Source organism: Vibrio sp. 2092 (assembly GCF_033339635.1).
Lineage (GTDB): Bacteria > Pseudomonadota > Gammaproteobacteria > Enterobacterales > Vibrionaceae > Vibrio > Vibrio alginolyticus.
In genome coordinates this window covers 252143-272573 of the sequence record NZ_JAWOUY010000005.1, presented here as the reverse complement: position 1 = coordinate 272573, position 20431 = coordinate 252143, and the positions used below count along the sequence as shown (strand labels likewise).

The following is a 20431-nucleotide window of genomic DNA, read 5'->3' as shown; positions in this document are numbered from 1 at the left end:
TGAGTTAAAAAAAATGTTCGCGTCAAAAAAAAATTGACGAAAAAAATGTAAAAACAATATCACAAAACGTGATATTGCCCGCAAAAAAATCTTGTTAACTGACTGTTTTAGATAGACTTATTGATAATAAATCCGATTATTACAAACAAAAAAATCCCTGAGCATTCACTCAGGGATTTAGAGATTTGATAAGTAGATGATGAATTAAAGCTTAAAGAAACTTAATTGCTCTTTCTGCTTCTCTGCAAGTAATGAAAGCTCAGTACTCGCACTTGCACTTTGGCTGATGCCCGCTACGTTTTGGTTTACAAGCTCCGACATGTTAACCACGTTGCGATTGATATCTTGAGTAACTTGAGACTGCTCTTCGGCTGCGGTTGCTACTTGCGTGTTTGAATCGTTGATGTTGGCGACCGACTCGGTAATTCCAACCAACGCTTCATTCGCTTGTTGCGTCAGCTCGTTGTTGCGGCTAAGCATATCAAGGCTGACTTGCATACTGTCATTCGCCAGCCCAGACTGCGCTTGAAGCTCTTCAATGATCGTTTGGATCTCTTGTGTCGAGTCTTGAGTACGCGCTGCTAGCATGCGTACTTCATCAGCTACTACCGCAAAACCACGACCAGATTCACCAGCTCGCGCCGCTTCAATCGCAGCATTCAATGCTAGCAAGTTGGTCTGCTCAGATACGCCGCGAATCACTTCAATAACATCGTTGATCTGTACAGATTGCTCTTTTAGACGCAAAACAACTTGCGCTGCATCGTTCAATGCTTGAGACATTTGCGCACTTGCTTCCGCACTTTCTTGGAAGATGGCCAAACCTGATTGAGCAAGTCCATCAGCTTCACGCGCAGTTGCGTCAGCAGAGGTCGCGTTATCACTCACATTATTCGCAGTGCTTGCAAGCTCATTAACCGCAGATGCAACTTGCTCGATCTCCGCCAACTCTTGTTGAGCGTTCGCTTCCGCTTGCGTCATTACCGCAGCCAATTCGGTCGATGCAGATGCAACTTCCTCACTAATACGGGTTAACTGGTCCACAGTGTTGTATAACTGCTCTGCGGTTTGGTTTACATCTTTGCTCAGCTTAGAGATCTCATTGTCCCCATCGACATCTGCACGTACTGATAGATTACCCATTGCTAACTGACGCATCACTTCTTGCAGCTTTTGGATTGGTGTAACAATCATGCCAGATAGGAACCAAGCGCCTATCAATGAGAAAGCAAATACCGCTAAAACCGTCAACATAGCGTTATTTTGCACACGTTCATTTTGCTGATGACTTCTGATAGTAGATTGTTCAGCTTGCTCGTTTACATGCTTTGATAGCGTGTTAATTTGTTGGACCATTTCTCGACCAACATTGCGATACTCTTTGACAAATGCACGGTACTCGCTATCCGATTTCAAACCTTGATCGTATTGGTTGAAGAAAGCAACTGAGCGCTCTGAATATCGCACATAGGATTCAATTGCTTGGCGAACTTTAACGGCATCGTCACGGAATAGGTTTCGGGCTTCAATTGCACTTAAATCGGCATCAACTTGCTTTAAGCCTTCTTTCAATTCGGTTAGAAAATTCTCACGACGAGAAGCATCGTAAATAGCGTAAACCGCGCTTATGCGCAGAGGGTAAATTTGGTCGTCAATACTCGCCAATGTGTCTTTGTGAAAAACCAAAGATTCTTGGTTGGAAGCAATAACATCTTGCTCTGCTTGAAGATTGTTTTTAGTAATCCAAAGAGCAATAAACAAAACAATTGCGGTAAATAATACCGGAACCAAAATTTGCGTTCGTACTGACAAATTTTTCAGTGATAACTGCATGACAGGGCCTCAGTTGTATGCGTGATGTCTATATCCAAACAAACTCGATCAGTGCCTATAACAACGTTACTTTTCGGCAGTTTGAATATCTATGCTTCCTTGCGACGGGATAAATCCCAGACGAATAAACAAGCGGCGAATATTAGAGGTCGATCACACTTTTGTCTAGTACAAAAACTCTCCATTTTCAATCTGTTATTGACAACATCCCGACAGTAGCGTCGGGATATTGTCGTTATGATAAATTATGATCACTTATGATGAGATACATTCACATTTAGGACGGTTTCAGCCTATTTTCTCAACGAATTGAGCTTAGCTTGAGCAAGGCCAAAAATGGTATCGATTGGATAAGAACCTTCATCAGTTGGCTCACCAGCAACTTTCCCCGTAAACAATTCGATAGCTTCAGTAACATGGTCAATCGCCCAAATATTAAACTCGCCTTTTTCGACTGCTTTCACGATGTCGGAACGAAGCATTAGATTGTGAACATTAGAGCGCGGAATAATGACCCCCTGCCCGTCATGACGACCTTTAATTACACACACATCATAAAAGCCTTCGATCTTTTCGTTTACGCCACCAATAGGCTGAGCTTGGCCAAATTGATTCATCGATCCTGTTATCGCAATGTCTTGTCGGTTTGGTTGCTTTGAAAAAGCAGACACAACCGCACATAACTCAGCCATGCTGGCACTATCACCATCAACACCACCATAAGATTGCTCAAAGGTAATGGTTGTCGTTAATGGCACTCGTGCCGTTTTACCAAATACGGAAGATAAGTAGGCAGACAAAATCATCACGCCCTTAGAGTGAATACTGCCCCCCAAATCCACGCTGCGCTCGATATCGATAACATCCCCATCACCGTAACACGTCGTCGCTGTGATGCGATTCGGTGCACCAAACATGTAGTCACTAGTGCTCAATACCGAAAGTGCGTTCACTTGGCCTACGGCTTCTCCTTCGGTGCGAATCAGCGTTGTGCCGTTAATAAAGGTTTCCATTACGTTATCGCGTAATCGGCTTACTCGCATTTCTTGGTTATTGAGCGCCTCTTCAACATGACCAATACGGATCATGTTAGAGTTGGCTTGACGAGCCACGTAGTTCGACTCTCGAAGCAAGTTGGCGATATTAGCCGAATGTAGAGATAGCTTGGATTGGTCGCCAGACAAACGTGAGCTGTATTCGATGATCCGAGCAATGGCTTTGCGATCGCAATGCAGCATATTGTTGTCATGCACCACGCTAGAGATAAAGCGCGCGTAATGCAGCTCAGACTCCGGCGTACGTTTCATTTCGTCTTCGAAATCTGCCGTCACACGGAACAACTCGCTGAACTCTGGATCGTAATGTTGGAGTAATTGGTAAGTTCGGTAATCACCAAATAAGATAATTTTGATATCAAGCGGAATCGGTTCAGGATCGAGTGATACCGCCCCCGTCAATGTGACTTCTTTTTCTAGAGACGTAAAACTCAATTGACGAGCACGCAATGCGCGCTTCAAACCATCCCAAACGTAAGGCTGTTCAAGTACTTTCTGAGCATTCATTAATAGAACGCCGCCATTCGCCTTATGCAAGCTCCCTGCACGAATCAGCGAGAAGTCGGTAAACACCGTTCCCTTGAAAGTGGCAGTCTCAATCGACCCGAAGAGTGAATGATAGTTGGGATTTTCTTCAACAACGATAGGAAATTCGCTGCTTTTACGGCTTACCAAGACGTTCACTTTATAACGACGTGGCAATTTTTTATCCAAGGATGCCGTCGCAATTTCGCCTTGCTCACCACTTTGGTCAAGGAAGATATCTGCGTTTTCAACAATATCTTTTTGCAGCTCAGTTAAGTAGGTTTTGATTTCGGAATATTGCGCGTAATCCACTTTGAGTTTTTTGATGAAGTGAGTAATAACATCAAGCGTCACTTCATCATTGAGCTTTTTGATTTTATCGCTGTATGTCTCTTCCCACTCCGTAAGCTCACGAACCATCGAGCGCAATCGCACTTCGAGTTCATCAATAGCATCGCTGAATTGCTCTTGTTCTTTTTTGCTTAGTACATCAAAAGACTCTTCCGTATGAAGCTCATCACCGTTCATGGCGACAAACTGATAATCCCCCTGCGTAGTCAGTGTTAGGCTGATGCCTTTTTCTTTTGCCTCTCGACTAATACGATCCAGCTCGTTTTGTTGCTTAGCTGCCAATTGATTTTTTAATCGCTCAGCGCGGCTAAAGTACATTTCATTGTCGAATGCTAGGGGTAAAGCATTCAATAATTTGCCCATTAAAGCTTCAATATCAACACGTAGCTTATTTCCGATACCACAAGGCAGCTTTAATACCTTTGGTGTACGGGTATCCTCAAAGTTCGCAACGTAACACCAATCAAACAGGGCTGCTGCATCGTGCTGGTGACGATTCAGATAGCGCAAGATCATGGTGCGTTTACCTAGCCCATTCTGACCAATGGCGTAGATGTTATACCCTTTCTCTTTGATGGACATCGCAAACTCGACCGCTTTTTGCGCGCGCTCTTGGCCCACGATTTCATCAATTGGAGGTAACTCCTTGGTCGACTTACATGGCATATTCTCTAGATCTGCTACAGAATATAGCTGCTTAGCTTCCAATCTTAGTATTGCCATATCCACTTCCTTTTTTCTTATTTTCGTTATTTGAGTGTAGAGATTATTTGCTTAATTTTAAGTGATTTACCTTCCACCCTAGATTGATTGGACATTTTATGAACACATAAGTGATATTAACACGCACTTGCAATTGATAATCAATTTCATTTAATATCTAAACAAATCAAATGTTGTGGAGATGGATATGAATATTGAGCAATGCTGGATGCGCTACTTAAAAGCAGAGCAACTGATGGAACAAGGCCATTGGCCAGAAGCTCATCGTTTATATGACGACGTGCTCAACAATCTACCCAACCACATTCATTTAGCGCTAGAAAATGCACAAACTAAACCTTGCCAGTTTGTATGTCTCATTACGGGGCTTAGAGATGCCAGCGTGACGCAATCAGAGATTCTCAACAAACTCGGCTTACAACATGATGCGTTCTCAATACTCAATCAAACTTACGCGCTATTTCAATTTTTGCAGCTAGAGAGCCATGAACTGATTGAGCGCGTAGGTCACCTACTTGGTCAACAGAGCGAAGACTTGTTAGCTCACATGGCGGCATTTTGCTCTGCCCAACGTAATGCTCAATGGATGATAGAACTCGAGCACGTAACGCGCGCGCATGAGCAGTTCTTACATTTGCAAGCAATGAGTTCGGCAAAATCTTCGCCTTCTCACCTGTATAATTAATCTAAAGCTCAAGTATTGAGGCCAACTAGGTTTGTGCTGTCCATTGCTTGAGTATCATTTGCTTTATCAACCACAAGGATCTGTGATGTCTTCTAAAACCATTCTTTCGGTGAACAACCTATCAGTCAGCTTTACGACAAACGATGGGATCGTCGATGCAGTAAAGAATGTTAGCTTCGATTTAAAAGCAGGCGAGACGCTGTCCATCGTTGGCGAATCTGGCTCTGGCAAGTCAGTATCAACCAATGCACTGATGAAACTACTGCCAGACAACGCTATTTTGCATGAAAGCTCATCCATCATGTTTGAGGGTAGCTCCATCTTGGATAAAACAGAGCGTGAAATGCAAAGTATTCGCGGTGATCGCATTGGCATGATTTTTCAAGAGCCGATGACCTCACTAAACCCGTACATGCGGGTGGGTATCCAAGTCGCTGAGGCCATCATGTGTCACCGCCCGGTCGACAGACGAACAGCAAAAGCAAAGGTGTTAGAGCTGTTTGAATTGGTTCATATGCCAAACCCAGAAAAAGCGTACAACAAGTACCCACACGAATTTTCTGGTGGTCAATTGCAACGTATCATGATTGCGATGGCACTGATTAACGAGCCCGATATTTTGATCGCCGACGAACCAACAACGGCGTTGGATGTCACGGTTCAAGCAGAAGTGTTGCACCTGATTAAAGAAATTCAGGCTCAGATGGGCATGGCAATCCTATTTATTACTCATGACTTAGGCGTCGTAAAACACTTTGCAGACCGTGTCATTGTGATGTGTAAAGGAGAAGTCGTCGAAGAAGGCGAAACGCAAACACTCTTCGAGGACCCAAAGCACGAATACACACGTATGCTAATCAACTCGATTCCTAAAGGCAGTAAGGAGCCTATTAGCGAAAGGGCTACACAGCTGTTAAAGGCCGACGATATACGAGTCAAATTCTTGGTAAAGTCGCATTTTATTGCGAGCAAGAATGAGTACTTCGAAGCGGTAAAAGGCATTTCTCTTGAGCTGAAACAAGGAGAGACCCTCGGGATCGTTGGGGAATCCGGTTCAGGTAAGTCTACACTCGGCCGAGCATTGATAGGCCTACTGCCATCCACAGGTAAAATCGAATACAAAGGCCAAGATATGGCCTTGCTGACAAACAAAGAACGTTTTGAGCTGAAAAAAGACGTTCAGATGGTATTCCAAGACCCTTATGGTTCGCTTTCTCCTCGTATGACTATCGGCGAGATCATCACAGAAGGATTAACTGTCCACCAACCAATGTTGAGTAAAAAAGAACGTATGCAGAAAGCGCGCGACGTGCTCCGTGAGGTCCGCTTAGATCCCGCGTCCATCAACCGTTATCCGCACGAGTTTTCAGGAGGCCAGCGTCAGCGTATTGCTATCGCGCGAGCACTGATCCTTGAACCTTCGTTTATTCTGCTTGATGAGCCAACCTCTGCATTAGACCGCTCGGTGCAACTGACAGTGATTGACCTTCTGAAAGATTTGCAGAAAAAACACAATATTGGCTACTTGTTTATTAGCCACGATCTATCAGTAGTTAAAGCACTCTCTGATCGTGTTCTAGTCATGCAAAAGGGCGAGGTCATGGAGCAAGGTACGGCCGAAAAGATTTTCCAAAACCCTAAAAATGACTACACGAAAAAACTGATAGATGCCTCATTTGATCTTGAAAACAGTGAAAATCAGCACAATGCGGCTTAGGTTCATCACAGTTTCATATTCATAAACTAGGATTAAGAAAAGGTGATAAATTCATCTTGTCTTAAGAATGGCGTAGCTGCCTTTCGGTTTGGCCGCCGAGACTGGTTGGTTCAAGAGTCAGACTTAGTCAACCTGGCTCAAATACTGGCAAACAGTATGAATTGAGTTCCCCCAACCATGAAAAATGCCGCGACACTGTCGCGGCATTTTTTTATTCTCAGAAGCTTCGAACAACTAGGGCATTAAATCGACTCAATACCCATATTATGTAACGTAAATGCATACATGTCTGTGGTGAGGTCAATTTGCTTACTCAGCGGCATTCCTGCACCATGACCGGCATTAACATCAATGCGTATCAATACTGGATTAGCGCCTTGCTGTTTGTCTTGCAGCTCCGCAATAAACTTGTACGAATGTGCTGGAACCACACGATCGTCGTGATCGGCGGTTGTCACCAATGTCGCAGGATATTGCACGTTTTCTTTTACATTGTGAACAGGAGAGTAGCCAAGCAAGTATTGGAACATCGCTTCGCTTTGCGAAGACGTGCCATAGTCATACTTCCAGCCTTCTCCAGACGTAAACGTGTGGTAACGCAGCATATCAAGCACGCCAACCGCAGGCAGCGCGACTTTGAATAGTTCAGGGCGTTGCGTCATACACGCTCCAACTAACAAACCACCATTAGAACCACCGCGAATCGCTAGGCGATCCGAGCTAGTGTAGTCGTTTTCAATCAGGTATTCCGCCGCCGCAATAAAGTCATCAAACACATTTTGCTTTTGCTGCTGAGTGCCCGCGTTGTGCCAGGCTTTACCGTATTCACCGCCGCCTCGCATGTTGGCGACAGCGTATATACCACCCAACTCTAGCCAGTTGGCTACATTGCCAGAAAACATTGGAGTGAGGCTGATGTTAAAACCGCCGTAACCATACAACATGGTTGGTGCTCTACTATCAAGTGCAATGCCCTTCTTGTATGAAATGATCATCGGAACTTGCGTGCCGTCTTTTGAGGTGTAAAACACCTGTTTTGATTCATACTCATTACGATCGAACGGTGCCTTTGATTCTTGAAACAGTGTCGATTCACCAGACTCAACATCAAATGAGAAGATCGTCGGAGGCGTCACGTAGTTAGTGAATGTGTAATAAAGTGTGGTTTCTTCTTTTTTACCCGCCAGACCATAAGCCGTACCTTCTCCCGGCAATTGTACAGCTCGAATCCACTCACCTTGGTAGTTAAACTGCTGCACTTTAGAAAGCACATCTACCATATAAGTCGCAAACAGATAACCGCCACCTTTGCTGATTTCTAACGGCTGTTCTTGTTCAGCAATCACGTCAGCCCATTGTTCTGTCTGAGTGTTGTAGCTGACAACTTTGCCATTCGGCGCGTCTAGGTTGGTGTAAAGCAGCAAGGTTGCGTCTTGGCTATCAATTAAGTAGGTGTCTCCTTGCGTTGTCTCGCGCAGCGTCACAATTGCCTGTAACTCAGACTGTAAATCAATATAAAACAGACGATTACCCGATGTAGATTCTGCGCCAGAGATAATGAGGAGGCGATCATCTGTCGTCGTCGTACCAGACACATAACGATGAACTTGCGTATCCAACTCACCGAAAATCACTTTATCTTCAGACTGAGGTGTACCGAGTTCATGATAATAAAGCTTGTGATGCTCAGTTCGAGCTGACAACTCGCTGCCTTGCGGCTTATCGTAGCTTGAGTAATAGAAGCCTTTGCTGCCCAGCCAAGAAATCGACGTAAACTTCGCATCAACAATCTCAGGCTCTAACTGTTCTTTGGTTTCCGTATCAATGACAAAGATCTTACGCCAATCACTGCCCCCTTCCGAGATGGAATACGCGACCAAACGATAGTCTTTAGAGAAGCTGACTTCGCCAAGAGAGGTCGTGCCCTCTTCGGAGAAAGTATTTGGATCAAGGAAAACCTCGGCTTCTCCCTCGCCTTTACGTCGATACAATACGCTTTGGTTTTGCAAACCGTCGTTTTTGTAGAAGTAGGTGTAGTCACCACGTACAAATGGCTGGGAATATTTTTCGTAGTTTTGACTGTTCGCCACTAAGTCACGGATTTGTTGGCGGTACGGTATCTGACCAAGGAAATCGAAGGTGACCGAATTTTGACCCGAAACCCATTGTGCGGTTTCTTCACTGCGATCATCTTCTAACCAGCGATAAGGGTCGGCAATGTCGTGACCAAAATAAGTGTCCACGACAGAATCTTTAGGTGTTTTTGGGTAATGCATAACGTCCGTGTTACTCCGTTGTTTTTATTAAGTTGTTTATCTTCAATCGTTTTATTGCGGTGATTACCTTAGAGCACCCAATTTTGATTTCAACGACATTGTTTTAAATCTATGAAGAACCTAGAAATAATGAGATATCGTTAAGTACCGGTCACGAATGTGCTCAATAAGCAGCTTCACTTTGTTCGGTGGTTGACGAGTAAACGGATACACCGCGTAGATACCCAACTTTTTACCTACTAATTCAGGAAAAATATCCACCAGTTGACCATTACGAATATCGTGATACACCAAGCAGCGCGGGACGTAAGCAATACCATGGCCGCCCAGAGCGGCTTTACGTAATGCGGTCGCGTTATCAGTAGAAAAGCAGCCCGATACTTTGACGATGTAATTGCCATCTTCTCCTTTAAACTCCCAATCCGTTGCACCTGTGGTTTGGTAAGCGTATTGCAGACAATTGTGCGTGGTGAGATCAATCGGCTCGATCGGTTTCCCATTTTTCGCAATATAAGAAGGTGACGCGCATACCACCCATTGGGAATCGAGAATATGTCGTGCGATCAAACTGGAGTCGGCTAGGTAGCCAGTTCGAATGACTAAATCGTAACCATCAGCCACTAAATCGACAAAGCGATTATCCAATGACATGTCCACGGTCAGACCCGGATGAAGGTTACAAAATTCGGCAACAGCATCAGCAAGTATCAAATCTCCAGAGATACACGGCACGGACATTTTTATATGACCGCTCACATTCTCTCCAAAGCCTGCAACAGCATCCATAGCCTCCTGAGTGGCCTGCTTCACATTTTTAGCACTGTGGAGTAACACCTTACCTGCCTCGGTCAAGGTTAATTTGCGCGTTGTTCGATATAATAGCTGAGCCCCTATTTCTTCCTCCAACCTCGCCATTCTTTTGCTAACTACCGAATTTGTAAGGTTATTTGCCTCTGCAACCTTACTAAAGCTGCCAAGTTCGATTACTTGAGAAAATAGGATTAAGTCGTCTGCTCTCATACCATTATGTCACTTTTGGAATTAATTATTTTCATTATTTCCCTATATCAACAAAAAATAAAGGAGTAAATTCACGCCAAATTAACAAAACCATTACAACAAAAAGTCACCTCTACAGCGGATTGACACCGTTCGAGAAGTCAGCGTACGAAGGATGTACAAATGAGTGAAACCCTACTTGCCCTAGTGGCATTTTCGCCAATTGTTGTTGCCGCCATCTTATTGGTTGGTCTCAACTGGCCTGCTAAAAAAGCCATGCCTGTTGCGTTCGGTCTAACCGTCGCTATCGCACTTATGTTTTGGGATATGTCAGCCAATCGCGTACTGGCTTCCGTATTCCAAGGACTCGGCATTACTGTCTCTGTTCTATGGATCGTGTTTGGTGCCATCTTCTTGCTCAACACTTTAAAACACACTGGAGCGATCACCACAATCCGTAATGGATTTACCGATATTTCGGCTGACCGCCGTGTACAAGCCATCATCATTGCTTGGTGCTTTGGCTCGTTCATTGAAGGCGCATCTGGGTTCGGTACCCCGGCAGCAATCGCTGCACCACTGCTGGTTGCAATCGGCTTCCCTGCGCTAGCCGCTGTCCTAATGGGCATGATGATTCAGTCTACGCCTGTTTCATTCGGCGCGGTAGGCACGCCTATCATCGTAGGTGTAAACAAAGGTTTAGACACCCATAACATCAGTGAGTCGTTGGCCGCACAAGGTGCAACGTGGGAAATGTACCTGCAAGATATCACAGCACACGTTGCTGTCATTCACGCAGTCGTAGGTACGATGATCCCGGTATTAATGGCGATGATGTTAACACGTTTCTTCGGCAAGAACAGAAGCTGGAGTGAAGGCCTGGATATTCTACCATTTGCGCTATTCGCTGGTGTCTCTTTCACCGTTCCATACGCGTTAACCGGCGTATTCTTGGGCGCAGAGTTTCCTTCACTTATCGGTGGTTTGGTTGGTCTGTCTATCGTTGTTACCGCAGCGAAAAAAGGCTTCTTAGTACCAAAGACTAAGTGGGATTTCGAAAGCGAAGACAAATGGCCTGCAGAGTGGTTAGGCTCGCTAAAAGTCGATCTAAACGACAATCCGGGCAAGCCAATGAGCATCGTAAAAGCTTGGGTTCCATATGTAATGCTGGCAGTTATTCTCGTCGCAAGCCGCGTTAGCCCTGAGCTGAAAGGCTTTGTACAAAGCGTAAGTTTGTCGTTCAGCAACATTCTTGGTGAGACTGGCGTTAGCGCTGCGATTCAGCCGTTATACCTTCCTGGTGGCATTCTGGTGTTTGTCGCACTACTTGCTGCAATGTTACAAAGCGGTAGTGTAAAGCCATTGCGTGAAGCGTTTGGCGAGTCAAGCAAAACACTGATTGGGGCGGGTTTTGTCTTGGTATTTACCATTCCGATGGTTCGTATCTTTATCAACTCAGGCATCAACGGTGCTGACCTAGCAAGTATGCCCGTCACAACCGCAAACTTCGCCTCTGACCTTGTTGGTTCTGCGTTCCCAGCGCTGAGTGCCACCGTTGGTGCACTGGGTGCGTTCATCGCTGGCTCAAACACGGTATCAAATATGATGTTCAGCCAGTTCCAATTCGAAGTGGCACAAACGTTGTCTATTTCGAGTGTGATTGTTGTATCACTCCAGGCCGTCGGTGCTGCTGCAGGTAACATGATTGCGATTCACAACGTTGTTGCCGCATCAGCCACGGTAGGTTTGCTTGGTCGAGAAGGCGCAACATTGCGTAAGACGATTATCCCTACGTTCTACTACATTGTAATGACAGGCATTATTGGATTGGTGCTGATTTATGGCTTCCAAATGACAGATGTCTTAATGAAGTAACGCGAAACGCAGGGTTTACAACCCTGCCTAATTTGACACAGCTGTCTGCACTACTACCCCGACATGTTGATTTAGCTTGCTACATCAATTCCCCCGACAGCTGTGTCACCCTTTCCAGTTTGCATAACTGATTGAGTGATTTAATAAAATTTTTCAACCAATTATGTAAATGGGTTACCAACATCACCGGTTCAAACGTAAGTGAACCATAGGTAACTATACTCATTTTGATGTCTTCACTGCTTTGCGATGAAGACTCAACGAAAGAGCAAATTGCTCCACAACTTTGCTTAGAATAACCGCTAGGACACCATTATGATTATCTCAGCTTCTACTGACTACCGCGCTGCCGCGAAAGCCAAGCTTCCCCCGTTTCTATTCCATTATATTGATGGCGGCTCTTACGACGAACGCACGCTGAAGCGTAATACTGACGATTTAGGTGATGTCGCTCTTCGCCAACGCGTCCTACGCGATATGACAGATTTGAGCCTCGAAACCGAGATCTTCGGTGAGAAACTGGCAATGCCAATCGCGCTAGCTCCTGTTGGTCTAACTGGTATGTACGCGCGCCGAGGCGAGGTGCAAGCAGCAAAAGCAGCCGAGAAAAAAGGCATCCCATTTACTATGTCGACTGTTTCGGTTTGTCCGATTGAAGAAGTCGCACCTGCAATTGAACGTCCAATGTGGTTCCAGCTTTACGTGCTGAAAGATCGTGGCTTTATGAAAAACGTACTTGAGCGTGCAAAAGCAGCAGGTGTAACAACGCTGGTGTTTACCGTTGATATGCCAGTTCCTGGCGCACGTTACCGTGACATGCACTCAGGTATGAGTGGTCCTAACGCAGCCATGCGTCGTGTATTCCAGGCGATGCGCCACCCAAGCTGGGCGCTGGATGTGGGTCTACTTGGTAAACCGCACGACTTAGGTAACATCTCAACTTATCGTGGCGAACCAACAAAGCTAGAAGATTACATCGGCTGGTTAGGCGCAAACTTCGACCCTTCTATCTCCTGGAAAGATCTTGAGTGGATTCGTGATTTTTGGGATGGTCCAATGGTTATCAAAGGCATTCTGGATGAAGAAGACGCGAAAGATGCGGTACGTTTCGGCGCAGATGGCATTGTGGTATCTAACCATGGTGGCCGTCAGTTAGATGGCGTACTTTCAAGTGCTAAAGCACTACCAAGCATTGCGGATGCGGTAAAAGGTGATCTTAAGATCTTCGTAGACTCTGGTATTCGTACTGGTCTTGATGTCGTTCGTATGCTCGCACTTGGTGCAGACTGTACGCTTCTTGGCCGTTCATTTGTGTACGCATTGGCAGCACAAGGCGGAGCAGGCGTTGAAAACCTACTGGATCTGTACGATAAAGAAATGCGTGTAGCAATGACGCTGACTGGCGCTAAGTCTATCGCGGATCTTTCACGCGATTCGCTAGTGAAAATCCCATAATCTTTGCAATCGAGCAAAACAGAAACGAAAAAACGAGCCAACAGTGGCTCGTTTTTTATTGCTCTTCAACCCGATAATTTGACGAGCAAGCTAGCTAACTTGGTGAACGTACTCGATCACGACTTGGTTTCCGTCGATAAACACGTTACTGATATCGCCATCCACCGTCACACGATTTTGTAAATAAACGGTACCAGATGCAGATAGATCACGCTCCGTCAAAGACGGAATCACCTGACCAGGACGTACATGTAGCTGCTCGCATAGCTGTTTTACAAAACCTAGCGTCAGTGGAGAATTACCACGTAACAAGCCAGAAAACTCGTGTAGACTCAAACCAAGGCGCTTCGCCATTTCCATTTGAGTGATGTGCATTTTGGCTTTTTGTGACATCCAGATGTCGTAGAGCGCGTTTCGATCCAGCTCTGTAAATTCCATATCTGCCTCCGCTAATTCAAGAGCCAATACACTCTCACACTTACTTAAGATAAATGTTAGCGATAAGTCAGAGAAGTTATAATTGATCGTCCAAATATCAACCCTCAATCATTGGTAGCGTACCTCTGAACATGCATGAAGCGGTCGCTCAACAGAACATTGAGGTGACTCTCTTGTCATCGGAAGGAAAAGTCCATCTCGGACGGTTTAGACATAAGTAAATGATTTAAAGGAAATCACTGGGGTGAAGGAGTAATATCTGCTACCTTTCCTTCCATGGTTCACTAGAAATAAGTTACATATGCCACAGTGGTTTACCGAATTACAAAGCTACATTGAAACGTCTCATCAAAATTGGAGTGGGAGCGTCCTTTTCATTACGCTCGCTAGCTTTATAGCTTGGATAGCTTGGCGGCTGATCCGCTCTCGCCTCGCTGCGCTCGTAGAGAAAACGCCCTTCCACTGGGATGACATGTTGCTTGATGCGCTAAAAGCACCAGTCAGTACACTCATTTGGTGTTGGCCAGCAACCGTCTCTATCGGCATCATATTAGAGAGCGAGCTCAACGATAAAATAAACTGGTTGAGTACGCTGAAACTGATTTTAATCATCAGCATCTTCGTATGGACCGTTATGCGGCTCATTACCAATGTTGAAGAGCATGTTCTCGAACAAAAGAACCGAGATGAAACAACAGTACAAGCGATAGCTAAGGTCGCGCGCCTGTTCTTTATTACCGTCGGAATTCTAACCGTAATGCAGGCATTTGGTCTGTCACTATCGGGCCTACTTACCTTCGGTGGTGTTGGTGGTTTGATCGTCGGTTTAGCGGCGAAGGATTTGCTGTCTAACTTTTTTGGAGGTCTTATGATCTACTTCGATCGTCCATTTAAAGTTGGCGATTGGATCCGTTCTCCAGACCGACAAATAGAGGGGACAGTAGAACGCATTGGCTGGCGCATGACCATTATCCGAACTTTCGATAAGCGTCCACTGTATGTACCAAACTCAGTGTTTAGCAGCATTGTCGTAGAAAACCCATCTCGCATGCTGAACCGACGTATCTACGAAAAAATTGGACTTCGTTACGACGATGCTGAAAAAATGCCGCAAATTATCACCGCGGTAAAAGAAATGCTGAAAAATCACAAAGACATTGATGCACGCCAAACTCTTATCGTTAATTTCGATACATTCGGTCCATCATCATTGCACTTCTTTATCTATACCTTTACTAAAACCGTGAATTGGGTGAGATACCATGAGGTTAAGCAGGACATACTGCTTAAGGTAATCAACATCATTAAAGAGCACGATGCAGATATCGCGTTTCCTACTCAGACGCTTAAGCTCGACCCTATACAAATGGTAAAATCGGAAGAGCAAGAAGATCACGGCTTCTAGTTCTCACCAATACCCCAATAATCAAGCCCGCTGTGTTTAAGCGGGCTTTTTATTTTTCTTCGCATGAAGTGGTTATTGTTGCGTTAACACCATACGTGCATTCAGCGGTTGGATTGGGCGATTGTTTTTCCCCATTACTTCCGAAAAAGATTTTATCTGCTCAGGAGAAATAGTTTGTGCTTCTTTCATCACCAACCAACGCACACCTTCAGAGCATGGTGGTGTCGTTAGTGAGCCGTTAAAGCGGTAGTAGTCTTTATCACTTGGGATAAGGGCATCCGCATCAAATGGAACCTTGATGGTAACATCTTGATCTTTAGTTGGAATGTTAGCTAGCATCTTAGCTAGATCTGGGTTCGCGTCACCCAGTTTAAAGAACACCGCGACAACAGCTAGATGACCTACTTTGTCGGCATGCACAAAGTGTACTTCTAGTGGGTATTCTTTACCATCCACATGGTTTTCAGATGGCGTATGGAAGTGGAACTGTTTCAACATAAACTCTTTACCATCAATGGTGAGTGTGTTTTTACCTTCTAAACCAGTCTGTAAAGTGTGACCGTTGTTCAGCAGTGAAATTGCCTTACCTTCGTAGTCGAAATTCAATTTTTCTAGCTTCGCTTCGGTCGCCGATTCAATGTTGATTGGGCTCTGGTTTTGACCTTTCGCGCACTCAGATGCAAACTCACCCCAATGAGCTGGCCCATGGTTTCCCTCGTAGCCCCAGCTTGCTGCATAAGCTGTTCCTGTAAATACCAGTGCCAAACCTAATGTTGTTAGTGACTTCTTCATCATTTTCCTTATTTCTGAAAGTTAAATTCCGTAAGAATAAAGCCATACTAATCTCACAAAATTAAGCAGTGACAGAGTGAAAACTATGATTACAAAAGATTTTTGGAATAGAAGCCTCTAATGATGTAATTGACATGATGCTCAAAATTGAACGTCAACGATTATTGAGTCGGTGTAAGTACCTGCAGGAGGGGTCGTTTGGCTGGTTAGTATCTGCGCGCGATAATTATAATTCTGTGGCGTGATACCATCCGGAATGGAGCCGCCAGTATCGACGTCACTGTGTTCACGACGTTCAGAACTGGTTCCTCCCCAGCGCTCCATCGTTGATGACTTATAGATTTCATACTCCAAATAGTGACCACTAGAAATCATTCGCCGCTGACCGCCGGACGCATTTAGGCCGTCATTCAAGCCAATGGAGAAGGAACTATTCTTGGTACAAGTTAACGATATAACCTGACTGACTGGCTCAAAACCGGCCACTAATGGGGACGAACCAAAATCAATATCTGGCGCCGTGATCATACAATCAGGGGTCACTTCCAACTCAACCGTAATCACGCTTTGAGCGCTGCCATTGGCGCGGCCAATGCATACCCCTAGAACCCCGATACCCTTACAGTAATCCCAAATCCAGGATACGGTGATTTGGTCTTTATAAGTCCCAGCGGAAAGATTACTACCCACTCCCGTCCGAGCATAGAGCGGAAACTCGGCTTGAGTGCCAAACAACCCGAGTAAATCGAGTAACCCGATTTCAAAAAAATTGTAAGTTTGGCCGAATACATACTCTTCTGAAAGACCTGGATCGCCAAAAATCTGATAGCTGAGCTCCGAACTCGGATCATCCTCATTTAATAGCAAACCATTATTTATGCTGTTAAACGTTGCTGATACGTAGTCGCCACTTAACAAAGACACAAGTGTAGAAAAGTCACACGTAATCCCCGCATGAGGCTGAGCTGAGCTTTGCTGCTGAGAGCTTGAAACAGTAAACGAAGAAACATTGCCAAACAAGATTAAAGGTGTTGCCGCCGTGAGCTGACAAGCCATTGTCGAGCACGAGAAAAAGAAAAGTAGGCTAGCAAGCCAGCGGCGCAAAATCATAGTGCGGTCTCTTCTTCGGCTTTGATACAAACCTGCTCAGGCAATGTTTGTATTTTTTGACTGTCACGCTGATACAACCCCTCAATAAACACTTTACATGGCGGCTGTCCTTGAGGATAAAACTGAATGTAGCGGCCTGGGTCAACGCCTTCAAAGTAGGTAAAACCATCCCAACCAATTTGGCTTGTTAAGCCCGTTTCTGAGCGGCCATATGTACCAATCGGAAGGAACAAATGATTTTCGTCTACCACCGTCATGCTCAGTGCAATTTGTAGCTCTATTGGGAACTCTAACAGGTAGCCGTAGCCCGAATGTATCGAAGCAAACTGCTCTGTCGCAGAAAACGCAGCATTGGCTGGTAAATTAAGTGGATCGATTTCATATTTGGCGGTGTAATACGCCGTAGCCCAAGGAACAAGTAGGTAACCTTCATCGTCTGTCACTCCGACAATTTGATTTTCATATTTAACCGGAATACCTTCAAAACCACTGGTGCTCACCACCGCGAAGCTGTCATACACTTCATTCGCCGGGAATATTTCTCCATCCAACGTAGAGACCGAACCTGCCATTTCCGCAAAATAATCATAGTCGCCACTGGTGCCATTTAACCCAGCTCTGAACTGCGCCCATGACGCACGGTAGGTCAAATCGGCCTGTTTACGGTTTTCTGGTTCTTCGTTAATATCATGCGCTAAATTGACGCCCCATCCACCTCGTATTGGCGCGAGGCGGCTGTAACCCACTCGACCTCGCACATCGCCATCGTCCTCTCTTTTCAGCGTTAGCCCCGAACTTCCCCCCAAAGAACTGAAAGGTAGAGAGAATTGCGCCAACGTAACACTCTGACCACCAATACTATGGTTGTAAGAAAGGGACATATTGATATTAAAAGGCAGAGCGTAGCTATAAGTAAGGTTTAGGGTACGTGAATCTGAGTCGGATTGTTGAATATCAAAGTACCCACCAGAAAGTGAGCCCCAATCTCCCAAACGGACTCCCATATTGATTTGTGATAGATGACGCGACGCGAGTGAAGCGTCCTTGCCTTCATCGAGCATTTCGTAATTTGGTAAATGAGATAAGGTATAAAAGTCGGCTTGTTCTACTTGAGTTCGAGCAGCGAAGCTAAACAGCCGAGACTGATAACTATAACCTAGCGCATATGAGGTAGATTGATCCTGAAAATTACTCACACGAAACGAGGCATCCACCGTACCCAAGTTGAAAGCATTGGTGACAAAGCCCAGCCCCGCAACGATCAGGTCATCTTTTGCTTCAGCTTGAGCTTCTAGTGTTAACCAATCAGTCATGCCATGACGCAGAGCGGTAACCACGCCACCGTCTCCATAGTCGTTAGATGCATTACCGAAATTTTCTCTGATCGCACCAATACTCGCACTGTAAGATGTAAATCCGGTCTTGAGTAGATCGGAAGAGAGAAAAAATGGGCTGGTCATGACCGTTTGCTTACCTTGAGCATCCGTTGCAATTACCGTTGCTTCCCCAGCACCAGAGAGCATTGGAATATCGTTAATAATGAAAGGACCGGGCCCAACATTCATTGAGTCAGTTTTAAAGCCATTGATAAACAAATCTAACGTAGTGGGCGCTGTGACCTCACCATAAAATGCAGGTAACGGCGTCGTCACGACATCCGGACGCATAGAGAAATCATGTGACAACTGAATACCCGCCAGTCTTACTGGTTGGCTCCAAGATAAAGGGCGAACAATATAGTCCCCTACCTCCATACGAATTCGCTTCTCTTGATTGACGTACTCGTAACTCGTATCAAAACGAGTGTACTGGCTGCTTTGCTGGGACTGAACATCGCGATGAAAGTTAGATTTAAATATCCCGGTAGTAGAAAAAACGCCAAACTCAGAAAAGGCTCTGACTTCATGATTGATAGAAACCTCCTTTTGTTGGCTTTCGTTCTCGTACACACCAAATACGTTGTAGTTAAGCAGGCCACCACGCCCAAACTGAGCCGGGGAAAATCGCCCCATATCCTGCGCTGATAAATTCTGCATCGGTAACCAATTAGGCGGTACGTCAATTGCGAGTTGCAATGACGATTGCAAGTAACGCACGTTAACACCTGGGATAGACGTAACCTCAAGTCTCTCTTCGGTTCCAGGCAACGACTTGGCGGTAACCCCAACTGAAATGAGGTCCTCCCGGAGCAAAAAGAACTGATCGCCAACTCGCTCAACTTTCGCAACAAGCCCTGTTGCTCTTTGATTGATCACCAACTCCAGATTGAGGCTAATATTCTCAAACTTTTCTAATGAGAAATTTTCAGGACTCGGTAGCTCAGAGAAATGGTTTGCTGAATTTGCACAAAGACCAATACTGCTCCACGTTACGCTAAGTAATACCAACCAAAAGAAAGCATTCATTGTATTAAATCTATTCATTATTGCTTCAATGGTATTTGGTAACGTTTACCTCCAATATTCGCGCTCAAACTCAAGGGTCTGACATTACTATGGGGAATAGACCAAACCTTATACTGTTCAGGAAGAATATAGCCAGCTAGTCCATCGGAAATAACGACAGGATCTTTATTTGGTAGATTCAACTGTAAATTCACTAAGCGAACATGGTGTTTTCCTGAATTTTTAATGTGAACAAAACGCTGATTATTTTTCTTAATAAACTGTGCCTGTAAATCATCCCATAATTCACTGTCACGGTTTGGTTTTTGATTATCAGTCAGCCCTTTCCCGTAAATAAACAAAGGTATCGAGTAACGCATTCGGACTTTTACAGCGAGTTCATTTTCCGTCAATTCTGTTTGAGGGTTTTGAGTTGGCGGTAATTCATCTATGATCACTCGGTATGCATACTCCTTACCCGCAGAGGCCTCATCTTGGTTGATGATGCGGATTAACTGCTTTTCACCTGGTTCAATTTTGACAAACGGAGGGGTTGCAATTAACTGGCTTTGACTTGAATAACTATCTTCTCCTTCGTTTTGTTCCCACTTAAAAATTCTCACCTGTAAATAAGAATCAACACTGCCTTTATTTACCATCCAAAGTGATGTTGCATTGCTCTCCTCTGATATTTTGGGGTAAATCGGCCAAATTAATAATGAGTTAGCGTTGGCATTTGAGAAAAAAACAAAAAGGAAGGCTATTAATAATAGTTTTTTGAGTATGAATTCCATTTCACCCCTCCAAA

General features: G+C 44.9%; 14 protein-coding genes. 5 read left to right on the top strand and 9 right to left on the bottom strand.

What is annotated here, in order from left to right; translation table 11 throughout:
• Window positions 1-204: 204 nt before the first annotated feature.
• Window positions 205-1833, bottom strand: a complete 1629-nt coding sequence (locus tag R7P80_RS11630; protein ID WP_005375120.1) for a methyl-accepting chemotaxis protein — start codon at window positions 1831-1833, stop codon at window positions 205-207.
• Window positions 1834-2126: 293 nt separating this feature from the next.
• Window positions 2127-4487 carry a Lon protease family protein gene (locus R7P80_RS11625; protein ID WP_225491628.1) on the bottom strand — a complete coding sequence of 787 codons (2361 nt, stop codon included), beginning with the start codon at window positions 4485-4487 and terminating at the stop codon, window positions 2127-2129.
• Window positions 4488-4674: 187 nt separating this feature from the next.
• On the opposite strand from R7P80_RS11625, the gene R7P80_RS11620 reads away from it, so the two are divergent.
• Together R7P80_RS11620 and R7P80_RS11615 are read left to right on the top strand one after the other, a co-directional pair.
• Complete coding sequence (locus tag R7P80_RS11620) at window positions 4675-5172, top strand: hypothetical protein (RefSeq protein ID WP_005375116.1); 498 nt, start codon at window positions 4675-4677, stop codon at window positions 5170-5172.
• An 85-nt stretch (window positions 5173-5257) separates the two neighbouring features.
• Window positions 5258-6889 carry an ABC transporter ATP-binding protein gene (locus tag R7P80_RS11615; protein WP_213870606.1) on the top strand — a complete coding sequence of 544 codons (1632 nt, stop codon included), beginning with the start codon at window positions 5258-5260 and terminating at the stop codon, window positions 6887-6889.
• 242 nt (window positions 6890-7131) lie between these two features.
• On the opposite strand, the gene R7P80_RS11610 is transcribed toward R7P80_RS11615, so the two are convergent.
• Together R7P80_RS11610 and R7P80_RS11605 are read right to left on the bottom strand one after the other, a co-directional pair.
• On the bottom strand, window positions 7132-9165 hold the full coding sequence (locus R7P80_RS11610; protein WP_225491627.1) for a prolyl oligopeptidase family serine peptidase: 2034 nt from the start codon (window positions 9163-9165) through the stop codon (window positions 7132-7134).
• 120 nt (window positions 9166-9285) lie between these two features.
• On the bottom strand, window positions 9286-10185 hold the full coding sequence (locus R7P80_RS11605; RefSeq protein WP_005375112.1) for a LysR family transcriptional regulator: 900 nt from the start codon (window positions 10183-10185) through the stop codon (window positions 9286-9288).
• A gap of 162 nt (window positions 10186-10347) precedes the next feature.
• Between R7P80_RS11605 and R7P80_RS11600 the strand changes: the two genes are divergently transcribed.
• Window positions 10348-12039, top strand: a complete 1692-nt coding sequence (locus R7P80_RS11600; protein WP_005375111.1) for an L-lactate permease — start codon at window positions 10348-10350, stop codon at window positions 12037-12039.
• 315 nt (window positions 12040-12354) lie between these two features.
• Entirely contained in the window at window positions 12355-13494 is a 1140-nt protein-coding gene (gene lldD / locus R7P80_RS11595; RefSeq protein ID WP_005383962.1) for an FMN-dependent L-lactate dehydrogenase LldD, read from the top strand.
• 90 nt (window positions 13495-13584) lie between these two features.
• Here lldD and R7P80_RS11590 read toward each other — a convergent pair whose 3' ends face one another.
• The gene (locus tag R7P80_RS11590; protein WP_005375109.1) at window positions 13585-13932 is read right to left on the bottom strand and encodes a helix-turn-helix domain-containing protein; all 348 of its coding nucleotides are present in this window, start codon (window positions 13930-13932) and stop codon (window positions 13585-13587) included.
• Between the two features lie 301 nt (window positions 13933-14233).
• Here R7P80_RS11590 and R7P80_RS11585 point away from each other — a divergent pair, with 301 nt between their 5' ends.
• Window positions 14234-15337: a mechanosensitive ion channel family protein gene (locus tag R7P80_RS11585; RefSeq protein WP_065275477.1), complete on the top strand. Its 1104-nt coding sequence runs from the start codon at window positions 14234-14236 to the stop codon at window positions 15335-15337.
• A 72-nt stretch (window positions 15338-15409) separates the two neighbouring features.
• Here the strand turns inward: R7P80_RS11585 and R7P80_RS11580 are convergent, their stop codons facing one another.
• The 4 genes from R7P80_RS11580 to R7P80_RS11565 all read right to left on the bottom strand — a co-directional run bounded on the left by R7P80_RS11580 (window position 15410) and on the right by R7P80_RS11565 (window position 20417).
• Window positions 15410-16129, bottom strand: coding sequence for a carbonic anhydrase (locus tag R7P80_RS11580; RefSeq protein WP_065275478.1), 720 nt, complete (start codon window positions 16127-16129; stop codon window positions 15410-15412).
• Window positions 16130-16270: 141 nt separating this feature from the next.
• Window positions 16271-17239 (bottom strand): spore coat U domain-containing protein, encoded by a 969-nt coding sequence (locus tag R7P80_RS11575; protein ID WP_065275479.1) that lies wholly within the window; start codon window positions 17237-17239, stop codon window positions 16271-16273.
• Window positions 17236-19662, bottom strand: a complete 2427-nt coding sequence (locus tag R7P80_RS11570) for a fimbria/pilus outer membrane usher protein (protein WP_406707479.1) — start codon at window positions 19660-19662, stop codon at window positions 17236-17238. Before R7P80_RS11570 ends, R7P80_RS11575 begins: the two co-directional genes overlap by 4 nt.
• A complete protein-coding gene (locus R7P80_RS11565) occupies window positions 19662-20417 on the bottom strand; it encodes a molecular chaperone (protein WP_065275481.1) in 756 nt (251 codons plus the stop codon). The genes R7P80_RS11570 and R7P80_RS11565 overlap by 1 nt, the downstream gene beginning before the upstream one ends.
• Window positions 20418-20431: the final 14 nt, after the last annotated feature.

Excerpts from the sequence above, each read along its gene's own strand:
- R7P80_RS11630 (WP_005375120.1), bottom strand. The coding sequence starts at position 1,833 with ATGCAGTTATCACTGAAAAATTTGTCAGTACGAACGCAAATTTTGGTT.
- R7P80_RS11625 (WP_225491628.1), bottom strand. The coding sequence starts at position 4,487 with ATGGCAATACTAAGATTGGAAGCTAAGCAGCTATATTCTGTAGCAGAT.
- R7P80_RS11620 (WP_005375116.1), top strand. The coding sequence starts at position 4,675 with ATGAATATTGAGCAATGCTGGATGCGCTACTTAAAAGCAGAGCAACTG.
- R7P80_RS11615 (WP_213870606.1), top strand. The coding sequence starts at position 5,258 with ATGTCTTCTAAAACCATTCTTTCGGTGAACAACCTATCAGTCAGCTTT.
- R7P80_RS11610 (WP_225491627.1), bottom strand. The coding sequence starts at position 9,165 with ATGCATTACCCAAAAACACCTAAAGATTCTGTCGTGGACACTTATTTT.
- R7P80_RS11605 (WP_005375112.1), bottom strand. The coding sequence starts at position 10,185 with ATGAGAGCAGACGACTTAATCCTATTTTCTCAAGTAATCGAACTTGGC.
- R7P80_RS11600 (WP_005375111.1), top strand. The coding sequence starts at position 10,348 with ATGAGTGAAACCCTACTTGCCCTAGTGGCATTTTCGCCAATTGTTGTT.
- lldD (WP_005383962.1), top strand. The coding sequence starts at position 12,355 with ATGATTATCTCAGCTTCTACTGACTACCGCGCTGCCGCGAAAGCCAAG.
- R7P80_RS11590 (WP_005375109.1), bottom strand. The coding sequence starts at position 13,932 with ATGGAATTTACAGAGCTGGATCGAAACGCGCTCTACGACATCTGGATG.
- R7P80_RS11585 (WP_065275477.1), top strand. The coding sequence starts at position 14,234 with ATGCCACAGTGGTTTACCGAATTACAAAGCTACATTGAAACGTCTCAT.
- R7P80_RS11580 (WP_065275478.1), bottom strand. The coding sequence starts at position 16,129 with ATGAAGAAGTCACTAACAACATTAGGTTTGGCACTGGTATTTACAGGA.
- R7P80_RS11575 (WP_065275479.1), bottom strand. The coding sequence starts at position 17,239 with ATGATTTTGCGCCGCTGGCTTGCTAGCCTACTTTTCTTTTTCTCGTGC.
- R7P80_RS11570 (WP_406707479.1), bottom strand. The coding sequence starts at position 19,662 with ATGAATAGATTTAATACAATGAATGCTTTCTTTTGGTTGGTATTACTT.
- R7P80_RS11565 (WP_065275481.1), bottom strand. The coding sequence starts at position 20,417 with ATGGAATTCATACTCAAAAAACTATTATTAATAGCCTTCCTTTTTGTT.